The following is a 21,600-nucleotide window of genomic DNA, read 5'->3' on the forward strand; positions in this document are numbered from 1 at the left end:
ACAGGGGACCGCATCAGCCGCAAATTGACGCGATCCCTTGTAGGAGCGGCCTTGTGTCGCGATGGGCCGCAAAGCGGCCCCAAATTCTCAAACAGTACGACGAGCCCCAGTCCTTGCACCGTCGCCCCCAGCCTCATCATGCAACGAAATCCGCGAAGTCTCCGGCAACGCCAACCCACCCACCAACGCCACCAGTGCAATCACCACCAGGTAGAACGCCGGTGCCAGGCTGCTGCCGGTCTGCCCGATCAGCCAGGTCGCCACCAGCGGTGCGGTACCGCCAAACAGTGTATAGGCCACGTTGTAGGTAATTGCCGAAGCGGTATAGCGGGTGCGGGTAGGGAAGCTTTCCGACAGCAATGCCGCCGTGACCACACCACTGCACAACGCCCCCACCGCCAGCAGGATCACCCCCAGCAGCGCACCGGACATCGAGCCGGAACTGGCCAGCCAGTACGCCGGGAACACGCACAGCATCACCCACAGGCAGGTAAAGCCGATGGTCTTGCGCCGCCCGACGCGGTCCGAGAACGCCCCGGCCAGCGGGCAGCCGACCGCGGCGAACAGCAGGGCCACGGTGGTTACCAGCAGCGATTGCGCGCGGGTCAGGTTGCCGACCAGTTGCAGGTAGGTGGCGAAGTAGGTGGTGAACATGTAGAACGACAGCGCGGTCAGCGAGATGAAGGCCCCCAGGTTGCGGATCGCCCGGCCATGGTTGCGCAGGGTTTCCTTGAGCGGCGAATGTTCATGCTCCTTGCCCTGGGCGATGGCTTCGCGGAACGCCGGGGTTTCTTCCATGCGCCAGCGCAGGTACAGGCCGACCAGCCCCAGCGGCGCGGCGATCAAGAACGGGATGCGCCAGCCCCAGGCATTCATCGCCTCGGCCGACAGGCTGGCTTCCAGGCCATAGGCGATCACTGCCGCGCAGGCAAAGGCGGAAAAGGTCGACACCGGTACGAAGCTGCCATAGAAGGCGCGCTTGTCGTTGGGCGCATGCTCCATCAGGTAGGCGCAGGCCCCGGCATACTCGCCACCGGCGGAAAAGCCCTGCAGGCAGCGCGCCAGGGTCAGCAGCGCGGGGGCTGCCAGGCCGATGCTGGCGTAGGTCGGCAGCAGGCCGATGAGGGTCGTGGAGCCGGCCATCAGCAGGATGGTCAGCGAAAGGATGCGCTTGCGCCCCAGGCGGTCACCCAGCGCGCCGAACACGATGCCGCCCAGCGGGCGCAGGGCGAACGCCACGGCGAATACCGCAAAGGTCTTGAGCAAGGCCACGCTGGCGTCTTCGCTGGCGAAGAACTGGCTGGCGATCAGGGTAGCGAGAAAGCCGTAGACGGCGAAGTCGAACCATTCGACGAAATTGCCGATGGCCGAGGCGGCGATCACCCGGCGCAGGGTGGCGGGGGATACCTCGTGAGGTGCGGGCATGCGAGTGCTCTCCGGTTCCATTGGCAGGCATGATGAAAGTGGCGCGGTCGGGCCGCGCCATCATTGTTGTGCTTGCCAGTAGATAGCCGGGCGCTGGAACGCGCTTTGTCGAGGGCGACCTCGGGATACCTGAATCAACCGCGAGCTGTTCGCTTGACGCGGTCCACTGTAGGAGCGGCCTTGTGTCGCGAAAGGGCTGCGCAGCAGCCCCTCGATTGCAGCTTCGCCACTGACATCGCCGGGGCCGCTCTGCGACCCTTTCGCGACGCAAGGCCGCTCCCACAAGAGCCAATGCAGGCCCGGGATGTTCATGCAAGACAGGCCATGGGTTCAGAAGCGCATATCCAGCGCCAGCTCGAAGGTGCGCGGCGGCCCCATGTAGTACTGGCTGTTGTAGGCCTGCTTGGCATACACCTCGTCGGTCAGGTTGCGTACTCGCCCGGTGAGCGTGGTGTGTTCATCCAGCCGGTAGCGGGCGAACGCGCCGAACAGGGTGTACGCCGGGGCCTTGAGGCTGTTGGCGTTGTCGGCATACACCGAGCCCACGTAGCGCCCGTCTGCCCCCACCGACCACGCCGGGGTCAGGCTGTAGGTCAGCCACAGGTTGGCGACGTTGGCCGGTACGTTCACCGGTGCGTTGCCCTTGCGCGATACCGACACGCCGTTGACCGCCTCGTTGAACGCGTCGTACTGCGCATCGACATAGGCATAGTTGGCTTCGGCCAGCAGCTTCGGCGTCACCTGCAGGCGCCCGGACAACTCGACACCGCGTGAGGTCTGCTGCCCGGCCTGGACCGTGAGGTTGGCGTCGTTGGAGTCGCGCACGGCAAAGTCCTTGCGCACGATCTGGTACAGCGCCAGCGTGGCTGCGCCGCGCCCGTCGAGAAAGTCGAACTTGCTGCCCACCTCCCACTGCTCGCCCTTGGACAGGTCGAACAGCCCGACGTTGGAATAGGTCGCTGCCGCCAGCGAGCCGGCCGGCAAGTCGGCAGAGGTACTGTACTGCGCATAGACGCTGGCGGAGGGGGTCAGCGCGTAGGTCAGGCCGATACGCCCGGAAAGCGGTTCCCAGCGCCGTTCGAAGAACGCCGGCGAGGTTGGCGTTACCGCGCCGTAGTTGGTCACCTGCATGTCAAGGTAGTCGTAGCGCAGGGCGGTCAGCAGGGCCAGGCGTTCGGTGAGTTGCAGGCGGTTTTCGGCAAACACCGCGCGGTTGGTCACCTCGTGGCGGCGTTGCTTGGTCAGGCCGGCATTCACCCCGGGGATGTCGTCGAAGCTGCCGGGGTCGAAGTGCTCGGCATCGACCACATCGCTCCAGCTGCTCGACGTGGGGTAGAGGGTCTGGCGCATGCGCGAGTACTCCAGCCCCAGCGACCACTGGCTGGCCAGGCCGAACAGCTGGTTGTCGTGGCGCAGCTCGATGCGGTCGCCCAGCAGGTTCTGGTCGTGGCGCTGCAGGTAAGGGCTGCTGCGCCGTACCTTGCCATCGCTGGTGTAGCTGTAGCGTTCGAGGTTGCGGTAATCGCGCTGGGCGTTGTAGTGGTACAGCGTGTTCTGCACGCTGGTGCTGTCGCTGAGCTGGTAGTCGAGGATCGAGCGTAGCCAGCGTACCCGCTGTTCATAGCGCCCGTCGCCGACGTTGTAGTTTTCGAAGCGGCGGCTGTTGTCGATCTTCATCGTGCTGCGCCCGGGCAGGATCGGCGAGCCCCAGTAAGGGCTGTCTTCGCGGTCTTCCTGGTACTCCAGGGCCAGGGTGTGGGTGAGGTTGGGCGTGAGGTCGCTCAGCAACGAGAAGGCCAGGCTGTCGGTGTGCCGTTCGTTGCGGTCGATGTAGCCGTTGCCCTGCCCGCGGCTGAAGTCCAGGCGCACGAAATGGCGGGCATCGGCGGGGTTGCTGGCCAGTGCCTGGTTGATGCCGAACGCCACTTCGCTGTCGTCGAAGCTGCCATGGCGGATACGGCCGTCGATGGTCTGCTGATCGCGGCTGGCCAGCTTGGTGATGTAGTTGATCGAGCCGCCCACCGCGCCTGCACCATGCAGGAACGACGATGGCCCGCCGATCAGTTCGACGCGGTCGAGCACCCAGGCATCCACTGGCCGGGTGGCGCTGCTGTAGCCCAGGTTGATGCCGTTGTACAACTGGGTAACCTGGTTCTGGGTGAAGCCGCGGTAGGCGACGAAGCCGCCAAAGCCGGGGTTGGCCGAGGCATTGACGCCGGTCATGGCGTTGATCACGTCCTGGCTGTCCTTGGCGCCGCGCTCCTCGATCAGGCGGCGGTCCGAGACACTGACCGAGGCCGGCGTTTCCCGCGCGGTGAGGCCCAGGCGCGAACCGGTGCGGATCGGCTCGTCCAGTTGCACGCCGCTGGCGGCGTCGCGTTCACCGTCGATGGTGGTGGCGCTCAGTTCCACCGGGGCAGCATCCGCCCAGGCAAGGTTGCAGGTGCCCATGAGGAGCACCAGGGAGGTTTTGCGAAGCATGTTGGTGTGTCTTCCACGCAAAGGTCATGGCTGACCGCGAGCGCGCGCAGTCAGGCGCGCCCGGTTGAGGTCAGGCGAAATGAAGTACGGCTGCGGGGAAAGCGACGGGGGAGGCGCGGGGGTTGAGGGCGGGGCGTTGATAGCGCGGCGGCGGTTGCGCCCAGCTGCGCACCACGATGGGCGAGGTGGCCACGGCTTGCGCCGGGGTGAACGACCAGCCGCTGCTGCTGAGCGGCACGGCCAGGCCGAACGAGGAGCACACCGGGCAGTCGAGCTGGGCCATGTGCTGGTCGCCGCCAGCGCCATCCAGGTCGATGGCAACGCCGTGTTCGCTGTTGATCGAGCAGAAACCGCCTTCCAGGCCGGCCAGGCGCAGGCCACCCATCTGGCCATGGTGCAGGCCGCACAGAACCAGGCTGAACAGGACACTGGCGTAGAGCGTCCAGGCGGTCAGCGTGCGGGTATGCCGGGTGGTTTTCATGGCGGCGAATCTACCATCCGGATGAACGGTCGGGTAGTGCTTCGGGCTTGATATTTTGGGGCTGCAATTTGACGAGATCCCTTGTAGGAGCGGCCTTGCGTCGCGAAAGGGGCGCAAAGCGCCCCCAGGGTTCTGTCAGGCCGCACGCTCCAGTACATCCAGCAAATCAACAAACTCCAGCGCCAGTTTATGCCGCGGCGCCAGGTGCACCAGCGGCACCGAGGCCTGGTGCGATTCACGCATCTTGATCGAACTGCTCAGGTACACCGGCAGCACCGGCATGCCTTCACCGCGCAATTGCTCGATCAGGGTCTGGTGCAGCGCGGTGCGCCCGGCGAACTGGTTGACCACCACACCTTCCACCTGCAACGCCGGGTTGTGGTCCTGGCGCAGTTCTTCGACCTCGGCCATGACGCAGTGCAGGGCCTGGCGCGAAAAGCTGTCGCAGTCGAACGGGATCAACAGCCGCTCGGCCGCCACCAGCGCGCTGAAGGTATAGAAGTTGAGCGCCGGCGGGGTGTCGATGTAGATCCGCTCGTAGTCCTCGCCCAGTTCCACCAGCAGCTTGCGCAGCTTGTTGATCTTGAACTTGCTCTCCAGCTTGCCTTGCAGGTCGCTGAGGTCGGGGCTGGCGGTCACCAGGTGCAGGTTGCTGTAGCGGGTTTCGGTGATCGCCACCCGGTGCTTCTTGCCGGCAGCGGTGACTGGCGACAAGGTCTGGCGGAAGAAATCGGCGATGCCGGAAGGAATGGCGTCATTGACCAGGCCGGTCAGGTAGTAGGTGGCATTGGCCTGCGGGTCGAGGTCGACCAGCAAGGTCCGGTAGCCTTCGGCGGCACTGGCGGCGGCAAGGTTGCAGGCGATGCTGGACTTTCCGACGCCACCTTTCTGATTGAAAACCACACGACGCATTAGACGCTCATCCATGAAATGAAAATGTCAGGTTGGGGTCAATCCTATGACTGGAACAAGACAGTTTTATGACAAGGAATGTTACAACCTGCCAAGTTCATTTCTTCATGTGGCAATAGGTTTGCCTTGAGCTGTGTAGTGTCTGTTCCGGCCCTTTCGCGGGTGAACCCGCTCCCACAGGTTATGCACCGCCCTTGAGGGCAGCGGGGTACCTGTGGGAGCGGGTTTACCCGCGAAGAGGCCGGAACAGGCAAACAAGGGCGTTCAGGCAACAACCACCCGATTGCGCCCCTCCTGCTTGGCCCGGTAAAGCGCCCGGTCAGCCTCGCTCAACGCATCCCCCGGTTCGCTCTCGGCCTCGCCATCCCAACGCGCCACCCCAAGCGACACGGTCACCGCCCCCACCGGCTCCACCGGCGTATCCTGCACCGTCACCCGCAGCCGCTCGGCCACCACTGCCGCAACGTCCACGCCGGCCCCCGGCAGCAGCATCAGGAACTCCTCGCCGCCGGTGCGGCACAGCAGGTCACCCTCGCGGCAACAGCGGCGCATCAGTTCCGCCAGCCGGCGCAGTACCTGGTCACCCACCTCGTGCCCGTGGCGGTCGTTTACCCGCTTGAAATGGTCGACATCCAGAACGATGGCCGCAAATGCCCGGCCCTCGGCTTCCAGCAACGACAGGTTGAACTCCAGGCTGCGGCGGTTGCCCAGGCCGGTCAGCGGGTCGGTCTGGGCGTCGCGGTTGAGCCGGCCGATGCGTTCATGCAGCAGGTTCAGCCCAAACAGCAGCGCGCGCTTCAGCTCGGCCGCCTCGAAGTACCAGGCCGGTACCCGATGCAGGCGCTCGGCAGTGCCGGCCCGGTCCATCGAGCGGGCGCCGGCGGCCAGCTGCCACAGCGGCCGGGCGATGGTCATGGCCAGCCACCACAGCAGCACGCTGCCCACCAGCGCCAATGGTGCGGAGGTGCCGACCACGTTGAGGATCAGGTGGCTAAGCGGCGTCACTGTCTGGGTCAGCGGCTGCTGCGCCACCACGCCCCAACCAGCGCTGGGCACGGTGGCGTATCCGGCGAGCATTTCCACGCCGAGGCTGTTGGTCAGTTGCCGGGTACCATTGCCCAGGCTCGCCAGCTGATCGATCAATTCATTGCCTTCAACCACCGTCCCCACGCGCTGGCTGTCGGGGTGATACAGCAGACGGCGGTTGCGGTCGACCACGTACAGGTAGGAACCATCCTTGTAGAAATGCTCCCCCAGCAGGCTGTTGAGGATGTTGCGTTCACGCAGGTACAGGCTGCCGCCGACATACCCCAGGTAGCGGCCATTGCTGTCGAAAATGGGTTGCGACAGCGCCACCACCAGGTTGTTGGCCGCCGATATGTAGGGCGTCGACACCAATGGGCGGCGCGCCTGCAGCGCCTCCTGGACACCGGGCGAATGCATGTGGCTGCCGACCAGGTGCCGCAAGGGGGCGGGGGAAATCGCCAGCAGCACCCCGTTGGCATCGATCACGAAGGTGGAATTGAAGGCCATGCTCTGGCTCAGGACACGCTCGGTCTCCGACTGCAGGGCGACGGCGTCACCCAGCTGGCGGCCTTGCACGCCAGCACTGAACGACAGCTGCTGCAAGGCGTTGTCGATAAAGGTCTCGGTGATGCTTGCCAGCTTCATCGCATACACCCGGTTGGCTTCCAGGGCATGGTCGATCAGCAGTTGGCGTTGCACCCGGTAGCTGGCGAAGTAGCTGGCGCACAGCATGACCACGGCGGTAAGGGCGCAAAGCACCAGAATGAGTGTGCGTAGATCCGGGCGCAGTCCGTGCTTGGCGTGTGGCAATCCTGACCTCGGGTGATCGAAAAACAGCTACGAAATGGGAACAACCTTACGCCTTATGAGCGCAGTGGGGAACCGCGTTCAGGAGCCTGCCTTTTCCAGCGCGTCCAGTTCGTCTTCCACCTGTTGCATGCGCTGCTCGGCCAGGGCCTGCACTTTCGCGTCGCGGGCCGATTCGCGCATCAGGGCGGTGAGCTTCTCGCTCAGGCGCTTGCCGGCCTCGGTGTCTTCCAGGGCGCGGGCCTTGGCCGGGTCCTGAGTGGCCTCGACGATGGTGGCGAATTCGGCATCGCTGAAGTTCTTTTCGCTGTACAGGCGGAACAGGTCCTGGCGCTGGTCCTCGACGGTCAGGTGCTTGCGCAGCACGCCCTGGATGGTCGCCTGCGGCAGCTGCGGGTGCGTGCGGCCGAGCAGCGCGGCCATGCGCTCGATGTTGTGCGTGTAGGCATCCTGCAGCGGCAACTGGGCCAGGATCTGTTCTTCACGGGAGGGTTTCTGGTCGCAGGCGGTGAGGGCTGCAGTCAGCAGCAGGGGCAGCAGCAACTTCTGGAGGCGAGGCATGGCGTGGCCTGGTTGGGCAGTGAGTGTTGCCGATTATACGGCAGTTGTGGTTGCCTGATGGATTTTGGGGGCCGCTGAGCGGCCCATCGCGACACAAGGCCGCTCCTACAGGGAGCGCGCCTGGCCGGATCTTTGCGCGAATCCCCTGTAGGAGCGGCCTTGTGTCGCGATGGGCTGCAAAGCAGCCCCATTCAGGCAACGCGGAGCATCAGAACCCACCCCCCAACGGCCATTCCACCGCCAACCGTATCTGGTCCCCATCCAGCTCCGCCTGCGCCGTATTGCCCCGATGCACGTTATGCCGCAGCGAAAACGCGGTGCCCTTGGCCTTGCCGCTCTGCACCACATACCGTGCCTCCAGGTCGCGCTCCCAATGCTTGCCCCCCTTGCCATACCCCAGGTACGCATACCCGCCCGCAGGGTCGACATGGCTGCCGTCGATATCGAACCCGCGCACGTACAACGCCGTCAGGTTCAACCCCGGTACGCCGTAGGCGCCCATGTTCAGGTCATAGCGCGCCTGCCACGATTTCTCGTTCGGTGCGTTGAAGTCCGACATCTGCGCCGCGTTGGCAATGAAGATCGCCCCTCGCGTCACGTAGTCGAATGGCGTGTTGCCGTCCACCTGCTGCCAGCCCAGGCTGAAACCGTGCGGCCCGTGGTCGTAACGCGAGACCAGGCTCCAGGTGGTGTTGTCGATGCGCCCGGACAGCGCCTTGCCGGTGTCGGTGGTGCGGTACAGGTTGAGGTCGAGGGTGAGGCTGCGTCGCTCATCCAGGGCATGGCTGAGGGTGCTGCCCAGGTAATGCTGGTTCCAGCTGTCCTGGTAGCGTGAGGTGTACAGGCTGCCGCTGAAGGCGGCGCCGGGGTTCCACACCACGCCGGCCAGGTCGAAGCTGTTGCCCTGGCGGCCATTGGAGTAGTTCACCACGAAGCCCTGGTCATGGCTGGAAGCATTGCGGTCGGCGTTTTCGTTGAAGTGCCCGGCCACCAGCCTGAGGTGCTCGAACTCGGTGCTGTCAAGGAAGAACCCGGTCGCGGTCTCGGGTAGCAGGCGGCTGTCGGAGGAGCTGAACACCGGGGTCTTGACCCGTTGCTCACCGTAGGACAGCACGGTATCGGACATGCGCAATTTCAGTGCCGCGCCGGCACGGCTGTATTCGTTCTTCGGGTGCCCCTCGTTATCCACCCCGAGCAAGCGTGCCTTGCCCACGCGCCCGCCGCCGCTGTCGAGTTGCACGCCCAGGTAGGCGTGGGCGTCGACCCCGACACCAATCAGCCCCTGGGTGAAACCGGACCGGAAGGTGCCCATCAGGCCATAGGCCCATTCCTCGGCCTTGCCGCTACGTTCATCGCGCGGCTTGTAGGCGTTGCGCCCGGCACTGTTGCGCCCGCCATGCTTGTAGTCGCGCTGGTCGAATACGCTGCGGTTGAGCAGGTTCCAGCGGCCATCCTCGACAAAACCGTTGCTTTGCGACTGGGCGGAGTCGGCCAGCGCAGGGGGCGCGAGCAGGGCGCTGGCGAGCAGCAAAACGGCAGGGCGCGGCATGGGCAGAACTTCCTGTTCAGGGGGCGCGAAAACGCAGGATGTGCGCGCCGTCGAAGGGGTCGATGAGGTAATGGGCGTGCACGCCGAAGGTGTTCAGCAGGCGCTCGGGTGTAAGCACCTCGAGCGGTTTGCCGAGGGCGACCAGGCGGCCCTTGTCGAGCACCGCGACGCGGTCGCAGGTGAGCGCCTGGTTGAGGTCGTGCAAGGCCACCAGGGTGGTCACCGGCAGGGCCTGCACCTGTTGCAACAGGCTCAGCTGGTGCTGGATATCCAGGTGGTTGGTCGGCTCGTCCAGCAGCAGCACCTGTGGCCGCTGTGCCAGGGCACGGGCGATGTGCACGCGCTGGCGCTCGCCACCGGACAACGACCCCCACAGGCGTGTGCGCAGGTGCAGGGCGTCGAGGTCGGCCAGGGCCTGCTCGACGATCGTACGGTCCTCCCTGGAGAACGGCGCCAGCGCCGACAGCCAGGGGGTGCGGCCCAGGGCAACGGCATCGAACACGCTGATCGCATCGAGGGTGTCGGCCTGCTGTTCGACCAGCGCCAAGGCCTGGGCGACACGGCGGCGGGGCAACCGTGCCAGCGGTTCGCCCAGCAGTTGCACGCTGCCGTTGCCTGGCTTGCGCAGCCCGGCCAGCACCTTCAGCAGCGAGGATTTGCCGGAGCCGTTGGGGCCGACGATGCCCAGGGTTTCACCGGCGACAACACGTAGTTCGATATCACTGAGCACGGTATTGCCGGCCAGTTGCAGCCCCAGGTTCTGGCAACTCAAGGGGGCCAGCTGTAGCGCCGTCATGACCGTCATGGGCGCCCCCGGCGGCTGACCAGGATCAGCGCGAAGACCGGTGCGCCGAGCAGCGCGGTGACCACGCCAACGGGGATCACCTGGCCCGGGATCAAGGTGCGCGACAGAATGTCGGCGGCAATCAGGAACAGTGCCCCGCCCAGTGCGCTGGCGGGCAGCAGGCGGCTGTGCCCGGGGCCGAGCAGCAGGCGCAGGGCATGGGGGATCACCAGCCCGACAAAACCGATGGCGCCGACGATGGACACCATCACGGCGGTCACCAGCGCCGCGCAGCTGATCAGCAGCAACTGGGTACGCCGCACCGGGATGCCCAGCGATGCCGCCGAGTCGGCGCCGAAGGTGAAGGCATCCAAGGCACGGCGATGCCACAGGCACACCAACAGCCCGAACAGTACAACTGGCACGGCCAGCCACACCGAAGGCCAACGCACGCCACTGAGGTTGCCCAAAAGCCAGAACAGGATGCCGCGCGCCTGCTCGGCGGTGGCCGACATGGTGATGAGGAAGGCGGTAAGGGCGTTGAACAGTTGCGAGCCGGCGATCCCGGCAAGGATCACCTGGGCATTGTTGCTGCTGGGGCCGGCTGCCCTGGCCAGCACCAGTACCAGGGCGAACGCTGCCAGGGCGCCGATGAAGGCGCCGCCGGACATGCTCAGCGCCAGGCTGCCGAAGCCCAGCAAGCCCACCAGCACCGCACCGGTCGAGGCGCCGGCAGACAGCCCCAGCAGGTAAGGCTCGGCCAACGGGTTGCGCAACAGTGCCTGAAGGATCACGCCGCAGGTGGCCAAGCCGGCGCCGCAGGCTGCAGCGACCAGGGTGCGGGGCAGGCGGTAGTTCCAGACGATGCCGGCGTCGATCGGGTCGACCGGGTAGCCGGCCTGCCACAGGTGGTTGGCCAGCACCTGGCCGACCACGCTGGGCGACAGGTTGGTTTCGCCGATGGCGGTGCCGGCCAGCAGGGCCGCCAACAGGGCGGCCAGGGCAACGGCGATGCAGGGTAACAGGCGCATCATCACTGGGCTGCTTTGCCGCTGGCGAAGGCGGCGGCCAGCGTCTGCAGGCCGGTGAACAAGCGAATGCCGGCCTGCATGGCATCGGCGTCGAGGATGATGATGCGATCGTGCTTCACCGCGTCCATGTTGCGCGTTACCGGGTCGCTACGCAGGAATGCCAGCTTCTTCTGGTAGTCGTCGGCGGGGTAGCGGCGGCGGTCCATGCGGGCAATGATCAGCCAGGTGGGGTTGGCCTTGGCCAGGGTTTCCCAGCCTACGGTCGGCCATTCTTCGCTGGACTCGACCACGTTGCGCACGCCAAGGGTGCGCAGCATGAAGTCGGCGACCCCCTGGCGGCCTGCCACGTAGGGGTCGATGTGCAGGTCGGCGCTGGAGAACCAGAACAGCGCCGAGGTAGCGGCTAGGTCCTTGTCGGCCAGTTGCGCCTTGGCACTGTCCAATCGGCCTTTGAGTTCGGCATTCAGGGCCGTGCCACGGTCCTGCACGTCGAAGATTGCCGCCAGCTGGCTGACGCTCTTGTAGATGGAGTCGACCTGGAACGCCTGCAGGCGGGTGCCATCGGCGCCCACCAGGTTGTCCTTGCCTTCGCAGTCCGACGGCAGCAGGTAGGTGGGGATGCCCAGTTCATCGAACTGCTCGCGGGTGCCGACCACGCCCTGGGCACCGACCATCCATTCGAACTGCACCGTCACCAGTTGCGGGCGCTTGCCCACTACCGCCTCGAAGCTGGGCTCGTTGTCGGCCAGGCGCGGCACCTTGGCGTTCTGCACCTGGTACTCGGGCAGCACGTTGTTGAACCACAGCGAGGTGGCCGCCAGTTTGTCGCCCAGCCCCAGCGCGTAGAGCATCTCGGTACTGGCCTGGCCAATGGTGACCGTGCGTTGCGGCGCCTGGGCGAAGGTTTGCGGCTTGCCGCAGTTGTCGACCGTCAGCGGGTAATGGGTGGCAGCAGCCTGGGCCAGGCCGGTGAGGCTGGCGAGCAGGGTGGCAAAACGGGGCAGCATGCTGGGCGATCTCCTATCGGACAGTTCGGGTGAGGAACGCACGGACAGGCATCGCCGAGCCCCCGCTGGCGGCAGGGGTAACACTGATGGCCAATCCCGGACACCCCGCCGGTTGGTGAATGTAGGCCGGCAGGTCTCCTGACTGGTGCGTCATGGCCTGGCTCCGGCCTTCCCGGGTTCGTGGCCCAGTGGCATCGATGGAGCAGGCTCGGCACCTACAGTTGCGGGGGCAGTTCCGTTTGGCCCGAATTGGCGGGCCTGGGATTCCCTATTGATTCCGTGGTGGAAACCGGCGGCCGGCATGGTAGACCATCGTGCCGCCGGGTGAAAACGCTTTTCAGAAGTACTTCAGCCAGGTGATGTCGCGCCGCCGCGCCTTCAGGCGAGCGAACCAGCGCACCGGCAGGTACAGCGAAACCGCCAGCAGCACTGCCCCCAGCCACACCGCGGCGATGCCGTCGAAGCCGAAGTAGTCGCCGTGGTTGCGGCCGAACAGCGCCACGCTGGCCAGGTACAGCAGCTTCAGCACATACAGGTGCAGCAGGTAGAAGAACATCGGTGCTGCGCCGAACACCGCCAGGGCACTGATCCAGCGGGCCTGGCCGGCGCGTTCGAAGGCGCGCAGCAACAGCAGGCCACAGCCCAGGGTCAGGGCCAGGAACAGCAGCGACGGCGGGTACTTGGTGATGTTGAAGAAGCTCATCAGGGTTTGCGTGACGGTTGGGTAAGCGCTCCACGGCGCCTCGCCGTAGCCGTTGACCAGGCGCAACACGACAAAGCCCAGCAGCGCGATCAGCCCGGCCAGCAGCAGGCGATGCTGGCGTTGACCGGCCTCGCTGCCACGGGCGAACCACGGGCCCAGGCCGTAGCCCAGGGCGATGACACCGATCCACGGCAGCACCGGGTAGGAGGTGCGCAGGCGCAGGTTTTCGGAGAACTCCAGCCAACCCCGGTCATGCAGGATCGCCCATGGCACATGCAGGGCGGATTCGGCGCCAAAGTGCAGGCCATCGAGCAGGTTGTGGCCGGCGATGATGATTGCGCCCAGGGTGATCAGGGCGGCACGTGGCAGCCAGACCAGCAGCGACAGGGCGATCATGCTCACGCCGATGGCCCAGATCACCTGCAGGTAGATGACGCTGGGCGGCAGCTGGAAGGTCCAGGCGAAGTTGACCAGGGTGAGTTCCAGCACCACCAGGAACAGCCCGCGCTTGAACAGGAACGCCGAGACATCGCCGCGGCCCTGGTGTTTCTCGCCGTACAGCCAGGCCGACAGGCCGGTCAGCATGACGAACACCGGCGCGCACAGGTGGGCCAGGGTACGGCTGAAGAACAGCGAAGGCTCGGTGGTATCGATAGCCATCGGGTCGCTGACCTGGCGGTGCAGGAAGAAGGTTTCGCGGACATGGTCCAGGAGCATGAACAGGATCACCAGGCCGCGCAGGGCATCGATGCTCTGCAGGCGCTGGGTGACCAGGGTGGGAGTGGCGCTGGCGCTTGTCATGGGAGGTCGCTGATAGGAATGGATGTCAACTGAAACGTTATCTTATAACTAAAGCGTGACGGGGCGGTAGATGTTTTTGTGCTACCTGTGCCGGCCTCTTCGCGGGTAAACCCGCTCCCACAGGTACCTCACCGTATTCGAATTCTGTGTTATCCCTGTGGGAGCGGGTTTACCCGCGAAGAGGCCGGTGCAGGCAGTTCAGATCAGAAGCTGTAATCCACCGTCGCAAAGTACGACCGTGGCATCCCCATCAGCCACTGCTGGCCACTGAACGCCGACTGCACATACTCACGGTCGAACAGGTTGTTCAACTGCAACCCCAGCCGCACATCCGGCAACACCTGCCAGCCGATGTCGGCATCGACCACGGTGTAGCCGGGGGCGCTCTGGGTGTTGGCGGTATTGGCATATCGTTCGTCCACATAGCGCGCGCCAATGCCGGCCTCCAGCCGCTGGCCGAAGCCTTTGCTCAGCCACAGGTTGGCGGTACGCCGCGGGACATTGGCCGGGCGATTGCCCGCACGGTCCTGCGCCACGCCGCCGACCATTTCGTCGAAGTCGTCATACCTGGCGCGCACGATCGCCGCGTTGGCCGACACCTGCCACTGATGCGCAAGCGCCAGTTCCAGGGTTGCCTCCAGGCCGTCGGACGTCTGCTGGCCAGCCTGCTGCTTCTCGTGGGTGAACGGGTCATCCACCAGCAGCTTCTTCTTGACGATGTGGTACGCCGCCAATGTCCATTCGCCACGCCCCTCCCAGAAGCGCTGCTTCAGGCCCACCTCGGTCTGCCTGGCCTCGGTCAGGTCGTAGTGCATCTGGTTGGCGCTGAGGCTGATGAGGTTGTCGACCCCGTCCTCGCTGGTGGAGTACTGGCCATACAGCGACAGGTCGTCGCTGACCGCAAACACCAGCCCGGCACGCCAGTTGCCCCCTTGCAGGCTGCGGTCGCTGCGGCTGTCGGTGGTCAGTTTCTCCTGGACGATGTGGTTCTGGTCGCGGCGCACGCCGGTGACCAGGGACAGGCGATCGCTCAACTGCAGGCGGTTTTCGGCGAACAGGGCAAAGGTGTGGGTGGTGGACAGGGTTTGCGGGCGCAGCGGCGAGGCGCTGTGGAACCAACCCGGTTGTGGCTGCCAAGGGTCGACGTAGTCACCGCCCACATCGTTGTAGGGCGCGTTGCTGTCGACGTTGAAGCGGACTTTGTTGTACTCGGCGCCGACCACGGTCTTGCTGGCCAGGCCGAACAGCGTGTGGTCGAGGGTGAAGGCCTGGCGATCGCCGAACTGTTCCTGGTTGTGCTTGATCTGCAGGTAGCTGCCGCGCAGCAGCTGCTGGCGCCCGGCATCCCAGCTGTACTCCTCGGCATTGCGCCAGTGACGGCGGCTCTTGATGTAGTACAGCTGGTTGCTGGCGCTGAGGTGGTCGTTCAACGTCCAGTCGGTGTTCAGGCGGGTCCATTCATCGACGTAGTGCTGCACATCGTCCTGCACGTTGTAGTTCTTCTTGCGCAGGCTGCTGCGGTAGTGGCCGTCGATCAGCGGGGTGCCGTAGTAGTTGGCAGGCTGCGCATCGCCGCGGTCGTGGGCGAGGGTGAAGCTGAGGTCGTCGCTGGCATCGAAGCGCAGCGCGGCGCTCAGCGCCAGGCTGCGTGACGGGGTGCGGTCGACCCAGCCGTTACCGGTTTGCTGGTTCAGGGCCAGGCGGTAGCTCAGGCGCTCGCCGAGGCTGCCGCCGCTGTCCAGGCCGAGCTGCTGGCGGTCCCACGAACCGTAGCCCAGGCGCAGGTGGTTGCGTATCTCGCCGGCAAACGGCTTTTTCGGGATCACGTTGACCACCGCACCGGTGGCCCCTTCGCCATACAGCACCGAGGCCGGGCCGCGAATCACATCGATGCACTCGACCATCCATGGGTCGACCGGGAACGTCTGGGTGCCGGCACCGGTGTACAGGCGTGCGCCGTCGAACAAGGTCATCACCGAGTTGTGCCCGGTAAAGCCGCGGGCGGACAGGCCCGTGCCGCCGTCGCCCGGGGAGCCGATGTAGCTGATGCCCGGTGAGCGGGTCACCGCGTCCTGTACGGTGAGGTTGCTGCGCTGCTGGATCTGCTCGGCGCTGATGCTGCTGGTGCTGGCCGGTGTCTCCAGGGCGCTGAGGCCCAGGCGCGAGCCCGCCTGGGTCGGGGTGGCCAGGTCGATGGCGTGGCTGCCTTGGGTGTCGGTGATGGCCGTGGAGGGCAGGGCCAGTGGCTGTCGGTCGAGGTCATCGGCCAGGGCCGGCAGGGATACGGCCAGGCAGGCCGCCAGGGGGTGAAGCTTGAAGATACGGGACATGTCGTTCCACTACTGCAGGAATGAATGGATCCCGGTGGAAAACACGCAAAGGCGCACCGTGCACGCAGGCGCGCGCGCGGATACCGGCCTGCGCCCGCCCACCGCGGGTTGCCAAGTGAAGCTCCAGGCCGGTCTCCGGGCTTGCGAGGGGCATGAAACCTTCACCTTCCCATGCATGTGCACAGTGGTATCTCGAAGGGTTCGCTCGCTTACCGTTGCGGGGGCAGCGCCGGACTTGTCGTGGGCAACACGACGCACCGGCTTCCCGTTTCACCCTGCGCGCGGCGGCGCAGGGCACCTGAAACTGGCGGGCATATGACCATTGAAACGCGGGAGGCGTCAAATCTGCCTGCTACCAATGAAACAACTCTCGTCGCGCCCCCTCGGTAATCGCCACGATCCCCGGGTGCTTGACCTTGCGCTCTACCGAAATGGCATAGAACGACTCGTGCACCGCCTCGGTCTGCCCGATCAGCTCCACGCCGTACTGGCGGCACACTTCCTCGGCGATCACGCTGGGCGCAACGAAGATGCCGCTGCCCGACTGCCCGAACGCCTGCATCAAGGCACTGTCATCGAACTCGCCCACGATCCGTGGCTGCACCTGCTGCTCACCCAGCCAGCGCAGCAGGCGGCTGCGTACCACGGTTTCCTGCCCGGGGATAAGCAATGGCGCATCCTGCAGGCAGGCGGGGAAGGGGCCTTCCAGGCGTTGTGCCAGCGCCGGGGTGGCGAAGAAGCTCAACCCACACTCGCCCAGTTTCTGGCTATAACCCTTGATGTCCAGGTGGCTGGGCATGGGGCTGTCGGAAATCACCAGGTCCAGGCGCTGGATCGCCAGGTCGGCCAGCAGCCGTTCGAGCTTGTCTTCGCGGCAGTTGATACGCAGCATGTCGTCCAGCTCCATGGTCGGTGCCAGCAGGCGGTAGACGATGGACTTGGGCACCACATCAGCCACACCCACGCGGAACAGGATCTGCTCCTGCGGGCCGGCCCGCAGCATGGCCTCCAGCTCGTTACCCAGCTGGAACATCTGCTCGGCATAGATCAGCGTCTGGCGCCCTGTTTCGGTCAGTTCCAGCTGGCGCCCCACGCGCTGGAACAGCTCCAGGCCATAGGTCTGCTCAAACAGGCTGATCTGACCGCTGATGGTTTGCGGGGTCAGGTTCAACTGTTCGCTGGCGCGGGCGATGCTGCCGGTCTTGGCAACGGCCCAGAAGTAGTGCAACTGCCGATAGTTGAGCATCGGTATCGTTCCGGATTCGTAAAAACCGAAGTATAACCGCTGAAAATACGAATTTTCCGGATGTGTTGCGCTCTTTAGAATGCGACTCCATCAGGCGCCGTGTGCGCCGCCGGAACATGAAAAGCGAGGAACCCATGCTGCAACTAAAATCCATCGGCACGCCGCTGGTGCTGGCCTTGGCCCTGTTCACCCTGGCCGGTTGCGAGCAGGCCGAGAAATCCGCCCAGCAGATGCTCGACCAGGCCGCACAGTCGGCCAAGCAGGCCATCGACGACACCAACAAGGCCGCCCAGCAGGCGTTGAGCGAGGCCATCGGCAGCGAAGGGCAAAAGCCCAAGGACGCCGACAAGAAAGAAGACACCCAGGAAATCTGACCCCCAACCGCTGCTGCAGGATTTGAACAATGGAATACTTGCTGGAACTCGTCGCTAGCCCTACCGCCTGGGTTGCCCTGGCTACGCTGGTAGCCATGGAAGTCGTGTTGGGCATCGACAACCTGATCTTCATCTCCATCCTGACCAACAAGCTGCCGGTGGAGTACCGCTCCAAGGCGCGCCGTATTGGTATCAGCATGGCCTTGGTCATGCGCCTGGCCTTGCTCAGCACGGTGGCCTGGATCGTCCAGCTGACCGACCCGGTGTTCGAAGTGTTCGGCAATGCCTTCTCCTGGAAGGACGTGATCCTGATTGCCGGTGGCCTGTTCCTGCTGTGGAAGGCGACCAAGGAAATCCATGAGAACGTCGACCCGCACGGGGCCAAGGAAGAAGCCAAGGTGTCGTCGACGGTTACCCTGGGCTTTGCCGCGGCGATCTTCCAGATCCTGTTGCTGGACATCGTCTTCTCGGTCGACAGCATCATCACCGCCGTGGGCATGACCGAGCACCTGCCGATCATGATCATTGCCGTTATCACTGCCGTGATCGTCATGATGGTGGCCGCCGACCCGTTGGCCAACTTCATCAACGACAACCCGACCGTGGTGATGCTGGCCCTGGGCTTCCTGATCATGATCGGCATGACGCTGATCGCCGAAGGTTTCGGCGCCCATGTACCGAAGGGTTATGTGTACGCGGCCATGGCCTTCTCGACGGCGATCGAGATCCTCAACATCCTGGCCCGTCGGGCGCGGTTGAAGCGCGAAGCGGCTGAAGGTTGATGCAAGAAAAGCGGGGCGCTTGCGCCCCATTCGCGGGTGAACCCGCTCCCACAGGTCCCCGCCACTTCTGAAGGCAGTGGAGGGCCTTGTGGGAGCGGGTTCACCCGCGAATGGGCCTCCGAAAGCTCTGAATCAGTGCACCCCGGCATGCCGCCGCGTCCGGCGCACAGGCTGTGGCTTGGCGGGGGCCTGCGGTGGCAGGTGGTGGTGGGAGTGACGCCGCACGATACGCAGTACACCCCATAGCATGGCGGCTGCAACGCTCAGCCACATGCCCACCAGCATGAGGATTGCCATGGTCAGGCTCATCTGTGCCTCCATCTCTACGGGCCGCGCTCGGTCGCCGACGCTGGCCTTCCAGACACTGCTTTAGTCTAGTCTCTCGCCTGTGACGTTCCATTGACCAAAGGTCTATTGCTTGGTCCGATTTGCTCCTAACCGGTGTCGGACTATACCCGCGCCGCTGTCCGACCTATGATCGGTGGCCAGAGCCGGGCGCTGCCTGCCCGGCGTTGGAGCAAGCGAGTGTCCATGCAGCAACCTTCCTTCAAGACCATCCCTCGTCGGCTGCTGGCGGCCTGCCTGGTAGCGGCCAGCCTGGCCGGTTGTGCCAGCGCACCCTCCGCCAACCTCAAGGGCCTGCCGCAGCGGGTCGAGATCAGCAGCGTGCCGTTCTACCGTGGCAACGCCAACCACAGCGGGGCCATGGCATTGGCGGCGGTGCTGTCGCAACAGGGGGCTCCGATCACGCCGGGGCTGCTGGACAAGCCGCTGAACCTGCCCCAGGGCGCCGAGGCGCTGGACACCAGCATCCCCCGGGTGGCGCGCGACTACGGCATGGTGGTGTATCCGCTGGACAAGCAGCTGGACGCGCTGTTGACCCAGGTGGCGGCGGGCAACCCGGTGCTGCTGCGTTACGAGGATGGTTCGGCCTGGTGGAGCGAGCCACGCTATGCCGTGCTGATCGGCTACGACCGCTACAAGCAGCGGGTGCTGTTGCGTTCAGGCATGCACCGGCGGCAGCTGATGGCGTTCGATGACTTTGCCTCGGCGTGGGCGAAGCTTGGGAGCTGGGCGGTGCTGGTGCAGCCACCGCGGCAACTGCCGGCCCAGGTGGACCGCCAGCGCTGGTTGCAGGCTGCGGATGAACTGGCGCGGGCGGGGCAGGAGATTGCGGCGAAGCAGGCTGTGAGTAGCCTGAACAAATAGCTTTGTCTGTACCGGCCCTTTCGCGGGTGAACCCGCTCCCACAGGAAACCCGCTGCCCTCAGGTCCAGTGATATCCCTGTGGGAGCGGGTTTAGCCGCGAAGAGGCCAGCCCTGCCTACATCAGAAGCCCAGGCGATCGCGCAGGCTGTAGTACCAGGCACCAATGGCGCTGAACGGCACACGCAGCATCTGGCCACCCGGGAACGGGTAGTGCGGCAGGCCGGCGAAGGCGTCGAAGCGCTCGGCCTGGCCGCGCATGGCCTCGGCCAGCACCTTGCCCGCCAGGTGGGTATAGGTCACGCCGTGACCCGAGCAGCCCTGGGAGTAGTAGATGTTGTCGCCGATACGGCCAACCTGCGGCAGGCGCGACAGGGTCAGCAGGAAGTTGCCGGTCCAGGCGTAGTCGATCTTCACGTTCTGCAGCTGCGGGAAGGCCTTGAGCATCTTCGGACGGATGATCGCCTCGATGTTGGCCGGGTCGCGCGCGCCGTACACCACGCCACCACCGAAGATCAGGCGCTTGTCGCTGGTCAGGCGGTAGTAGTCGAGCAGGTAGTTGCAGTCCTCGACGCAGTAGTCCTGCGGCAGCAGGGTGCGCGCCAGTTCGTCGCCCAGCGGCTCGGTGGTGATCACCTGGGTGCCGCATGGCATGGATTTGCTGGCCAGTTCCGGCACCAGGTTGCCCAGGTAGGCGTTGCCGGCGACGATGATGAACTTGGCGCGGACCTTGCCCTGCGGGGTATGCACCACCGGGTTGGCGCCACGCTCGATGCGTACGGCCGGGGTTTGTTCATAGATGATGCCGCCCAGCGACTCGACCGCGGCGGCTTCGCCCAGGGCCAGGTTCAGCGGGTGGATGTGGCCGCCGCTCATGTCCAGCATGCCGCCCACATAGTTGTCGCAGGCGACCACTTCGCGGATGCGCTTCTGGTCCATCAGCTCCAGCTGGTTGTGGCCGAAGCGTTCCCACAGGCGCTTTTGCGACTCCAGGTGGCCCATCTGCTTGCTGGTGAGGGCAGCGAACACGCCACCGTCCTTCAGGTCGCACTGGATGTTGTACTTGGCCACGCGCTCACGAATGATGCGCCCGCCTTCGAAGGCCATCTGGCCCAGCAGCTGGGCCTGCTTGGGGCCGACGGTGCGTTCGATGACGTCGATGTCGCGGCTGTAGCTGTTGACGATCTGGCCACCGTTGCGGCCCGATGCGCCGAAGCCGACCTTGGCCGCTTCGACGATGCTCACCTTGAAGCCGTTCTCCAGCAGGAACAGGGCGCTGGACAGGCCGGTGTAGCCGGCGCCGATGATGCACACATCGGTTTCCACCTCACCCTGCAGCGCCGGACGTGGCGGCACCGGGTTGGCCGAGGCGGCGTAGTAGGACTGGGGGTAGGGGGTGTTAGCCATGCTGCAGGAACCTCGTGTTTTATATTTTTAACGAATGTACCGATGCTATCAATAATAATAAACACCCGCTAGTCGTCCGTTGAAAATCCTTTACTCGGTCCCCGTCAGCGCGCCTTTCTATAAAGAGTTTAAGATTCAGTAGGTTAGCGCGAAAAAAAGTATTGACATGGTTTTTGGAATGGGTAGAATGCACACCACACGACAGGCACATAGCTCAGTTGGTTAGAGCACCACCTTGACATGGTGGGGGTCGTTGGTTCGAGTCCAATTGTGCCTACCAAATCGAAGAAGGGGTGATCCGAAAGGGTCACCCCTTTTTTCATTGTGATTTTATGCGGCCAGGGGCTGGTGCGCAGCCCATCCGACCAATGCCGTGCTTCGGCAAGGCGGCCCCATGTGTAGAAAACTCGAAAGTTTTTGATTTTTCTCAAAAAAACGCTTTACAGGTACGCATTCGGTCACTAATATGCGCACCACACGACAGGCACATAGCTCAGTTGGTTAGAGCACCACCTTGACATGGTGGGGGTCGTTGGTTCGAGTCCAATTGTGCCTACCAAACGAAAGTCCCGGCTACCGGGCATCAAAAGGGCGACCCCAAGGGGTCGCCCTTTTGTTTTTGTCGTGCCCAACGGAGGGCGATTTCACGCGCTACAGTCTCGTCGGAAGGCCGCATAGCGAATTGCG

General features: G+C 64.7%; 18 protein-coding genes, 2 tRNA genes and 2 riboswitches. Of the genes, 5 read left to right on the top strand and 15 right to left on the bottom strand.

The features are described 5' to 3' along the window. Window positions 1-87 precede the first annotated feature (87 nt). The 13 genes from ABNP31_RS09480 to nhaR form a co-directional block, all read right to left on the bottom strand. Window positions 88-1,425, bottom strand: coding sequence for an MFS transporter (locus ABNP31_RS09480; RefSeq protein ID WP_085663191.1), 1,338 nt, complete (start codon window positions 1,423-1,425; stop codon window positions 88-90). Window positions 1,426-1,755: 330 nt separating this feature from the next. Then, window positions 1,756-3,906 (bottom strand): TonB-dependent receptor, encoded by a 2,151-nt coding sequence (locus ABNP31_RS09485; protein ID WP_350013226.1) that lies wholly within the window; start codon window positions 3,904-3,906, stop codon window positions 1,756-1,758. Window positions 3,907-3,976: 70 nt separating this feature from the next. Beyond that, a complete protein-coding gene (locus ABNP31_RS09490) occupies window positions 3,977-4,387 on the bottom strand; it encodes a DUF2946 family protein (RefSeq protein WP_085592246.1) in 411 nt (136 codons plus the stop codon). 135 nt (window positions 4,388-4,522) lie between these two features. Next, a complete protein-coding gene (locus ABNP31_RS09495; RefSeq protein ID WP_085663193.1) occupies window positions 4,523-5,299 on the bottom strand; it encodes a ParA family protein in 777 nt (258 codons plus the stop codon). A 264-nt stretch (window positions 5,300-5,563) separates the two neighbouring features. Beyond that, window positions 5,564-7,135: a sensor domain-containing diguanylate cyclase gene (locus tag ABNP31_RS09500; RefSeq protein ID WP_085663194.1), complete on the bottom strand. Its 1,572-nt coding sequence runs from the start codon at window positions 7,133-7,135 to the stop codon at window positions 5,564-5,566. Window positions 7,136-7,213: 78 nt separating this feature from the next. Next, window positions 7,214-7,693 carry a hypothetical protein gene (locus tag ABNP31_RS09505; RefSeq protein ID WP_085663195.1) on the bottom strand — a complete coding sequence of 160 codons (480 nt, stop codon included), beginning with the start codon at window positions 7,691-7,693 and terminating at the stop codon, window positions 7,214-7,216. Window positions 7,694-7,901: 208 nt separating this feature from the next. Next, entirely contained in the window at window positions 7,902-9,242 is a 1,341-nt protein-coding gene (locus tag ABNP31_RS09510) for an OprD family porin (protein WP_350013227.1), read from the bottom strand. Window positions 9,243-9,258: 16 nt separating this feature from the next. After that, window positions 9,259-10,047: an ABC transporter ATP-binding protein gene (locus ABNP31_RS09515; protein ID WP_238067548.1), complete on the bottom strand. Its 789-nt coding sequence runs from the start codon at window positions 10,045-10,047 to the stop codon at window positions 9,259-9,261. Then, complete coding sequence (locus ABNP31_RS09520; protein ID WP_085663198.1) at window positions 10,044-11,060, bottom strand: FecCD family ABC transporter permease; 1,017 nt, start codon at window positions 11,058-11,060, stop codon at window positions 10,044-10,046. The genes ABNP31_RS09515 and ABNP31_RS09520 overlap by 4 nt, the downstream gene beginning before the upstream one ends. Beyond that, window positions 11,060-12,064 (bottom strand): ABC transporter substrate-binding protein, encoded by a 1,005-nt coding sequence (locus ABNP31_RS09525; protein ID WP_350013228.1) that lies wholly within the window; start codon window positions 12,062-12,064, stop codon window positions 11,060-11,062. The genes ABNP31_RS09520 and ABNP31_RS09525 overlap by 1 nt, the downstream gene beginning before the upstream one ends. Window positions 12,065-12,175: 111 nt before the next feature. Further along, a riboswitch (cobalamin riboswitch) is annotated at window positions 12,176-12,373 on the bottom strand. Between the two features lie 28 nt (window positions 12,374-12,401). Beyond that, window positions 12,402-13,568 (bottom strand): DUF1624 domain-containing protein, encoded by a 1,167-nt coding sequence (locus tag ABNP31_RS09530; protein ID WP_350013229.1) that lies wholly within the window; start codon window positions 13,566-13,568, stop codon window positions 12,402-12,404. 203 nt (window positions 13,569-13,771) lie between these two features. Beyond that, window positions 13,772-15,898: a TonB-dependent receptor gene (locus tag ABNP31_RS09535; RefSeq protein ID WP_085663201.1), complete on the bottom strand. Its 2,127-nt coding sequence runs from the start codon at window positions 15,896-15,898 to the stop codon at window positions 13,772-13,774. A gap of 109 nt (window positions 15,899-16,007) precedes the next feature. Beyond that, a riboswitch (cobalamin riboswitch) is annotated at window positions 16,008-16,215 on the bottom strand. Window positions 16,216-16,250: 35 nt separating this feature from the next. Then, window positions 16,251-17,144, bottom strand: a complete 894-nt coding sequence (gene nhaR / locus ABNP31_RS09540) for a transcriptional activator NhaR (RefSeq protein ID WP_085663202.1) — start codon at window positions 17,142-17,144, stop codon at window positions 16,251-16,253. A 134-nt stretch (window positions 17,145-17,278) separates the two neighbouring features. Between nhaR and ABNP31_RS09545 the strand changes: the two genes are divergently transcribed. Together ABNP31_RS09545 and ABNP31_RS09550 are read left to right on the top strand one after the other, a co-directional pair. Next, a complete protein-coding gene (locus ABNP31_RS09545) occupies window positions 17,279-17,518 on the top strand; it encodes a hypothetical protein (protein ID WP_085663444.1) in 240 nt (79 codons plus the stop codon). Window positions 17,519-17,547: 29 nt separating this feature from the next. Further along, window positions 17,548-18,300, top strand: coding sequence for a TerC family protein (locus tag ABNP31_RS09550; RefSeq protein ID WP_003260907.1), 753 nt, complete (start codon window positions 17,548-17,550; stop codon window positions 18,298-18,300). A 132-nt stretch (window positions 18,301-18,432) separates the two neighbouring features. Here the strand turns inward: ABNP31_RS09550 and ABNP31_RS09555 are convergent, their stop codons facing one another. Continuing rightward, on the bottom strand, window positions 18,433-18,609 hold the full coding sequence (locus tag ABNP31_RS09555; RefSeq protein WP_176240841.1) for a hypothetical protein: 177 nt from the start codon (window positions 18,607-18,609) through the stop codon (window positions 18,433-18,435). A gap of 165 nt (window positions 18,610-18,774) precedes the next feature. Here ABNP31_RS09555 and ABNP31_RS09560 point away from each other — a divergent pair, with 165 nt between their 5' ends. Further along, window positions 18,775-19,509, top strand: coding sequence for a peptidase C39 family protein (locus ABNP31_RS09560; protein ID WP_085619087.1), 735 nt, complete (start codon window positions 18,775-18,777; stop codon window positions 19,507-19,509). Window positions 19,510-19,629: 120 nt separating this feature from the next. On the opposite strand, the gene ABNP31_RS09565 is transcribed toward ABNP31_RS09560, so the two are convergent. Continuing rightward, the gene (locus tag ABNP31_RS09565; protein WP_025338521.1) at window positions 19,630-20,913 is read right to left on the bottom strand and encodes an NAD(P)/FAD-dependent oxidoreductase; all 1,284 of its coding nucleotides are present in this window, start codon (window positions 20,911-20,913) and stop codon (window positions 19,630-19,632) included. A 203-nt stretch (window positions 20,914-21,116) separates the two neighbouring features. Between ABNP31_RS09565 and ABNP31_RS09570 the strand changes: the two genes are divergently transcribed. Beyond that, window positions 21,117-21,193 (top strand) — tRNA-Val (locus tag ABNP31_RS09570). Between the two features lie 202 nt (window positions 21,194-21,395). Next, window positions 21,396-21,472 (top strand) — tRNA-Val (locus ABNP31_RS09575). The last annotated feature ends 128 nt before the right edge of the window (window positions 21,473-21,600 follow it).

This window comes from Pseudomonas asiatica, assembly GCF_040214835.1.
Classification (GTDB): domain Bacteria; phylum Pseudomonadota; class Gammaproteobacteria; order Pseudomonadales; family Pseudomonadaceae; genus Aquipseudomonas; species Aquipseudomonas putida_Z.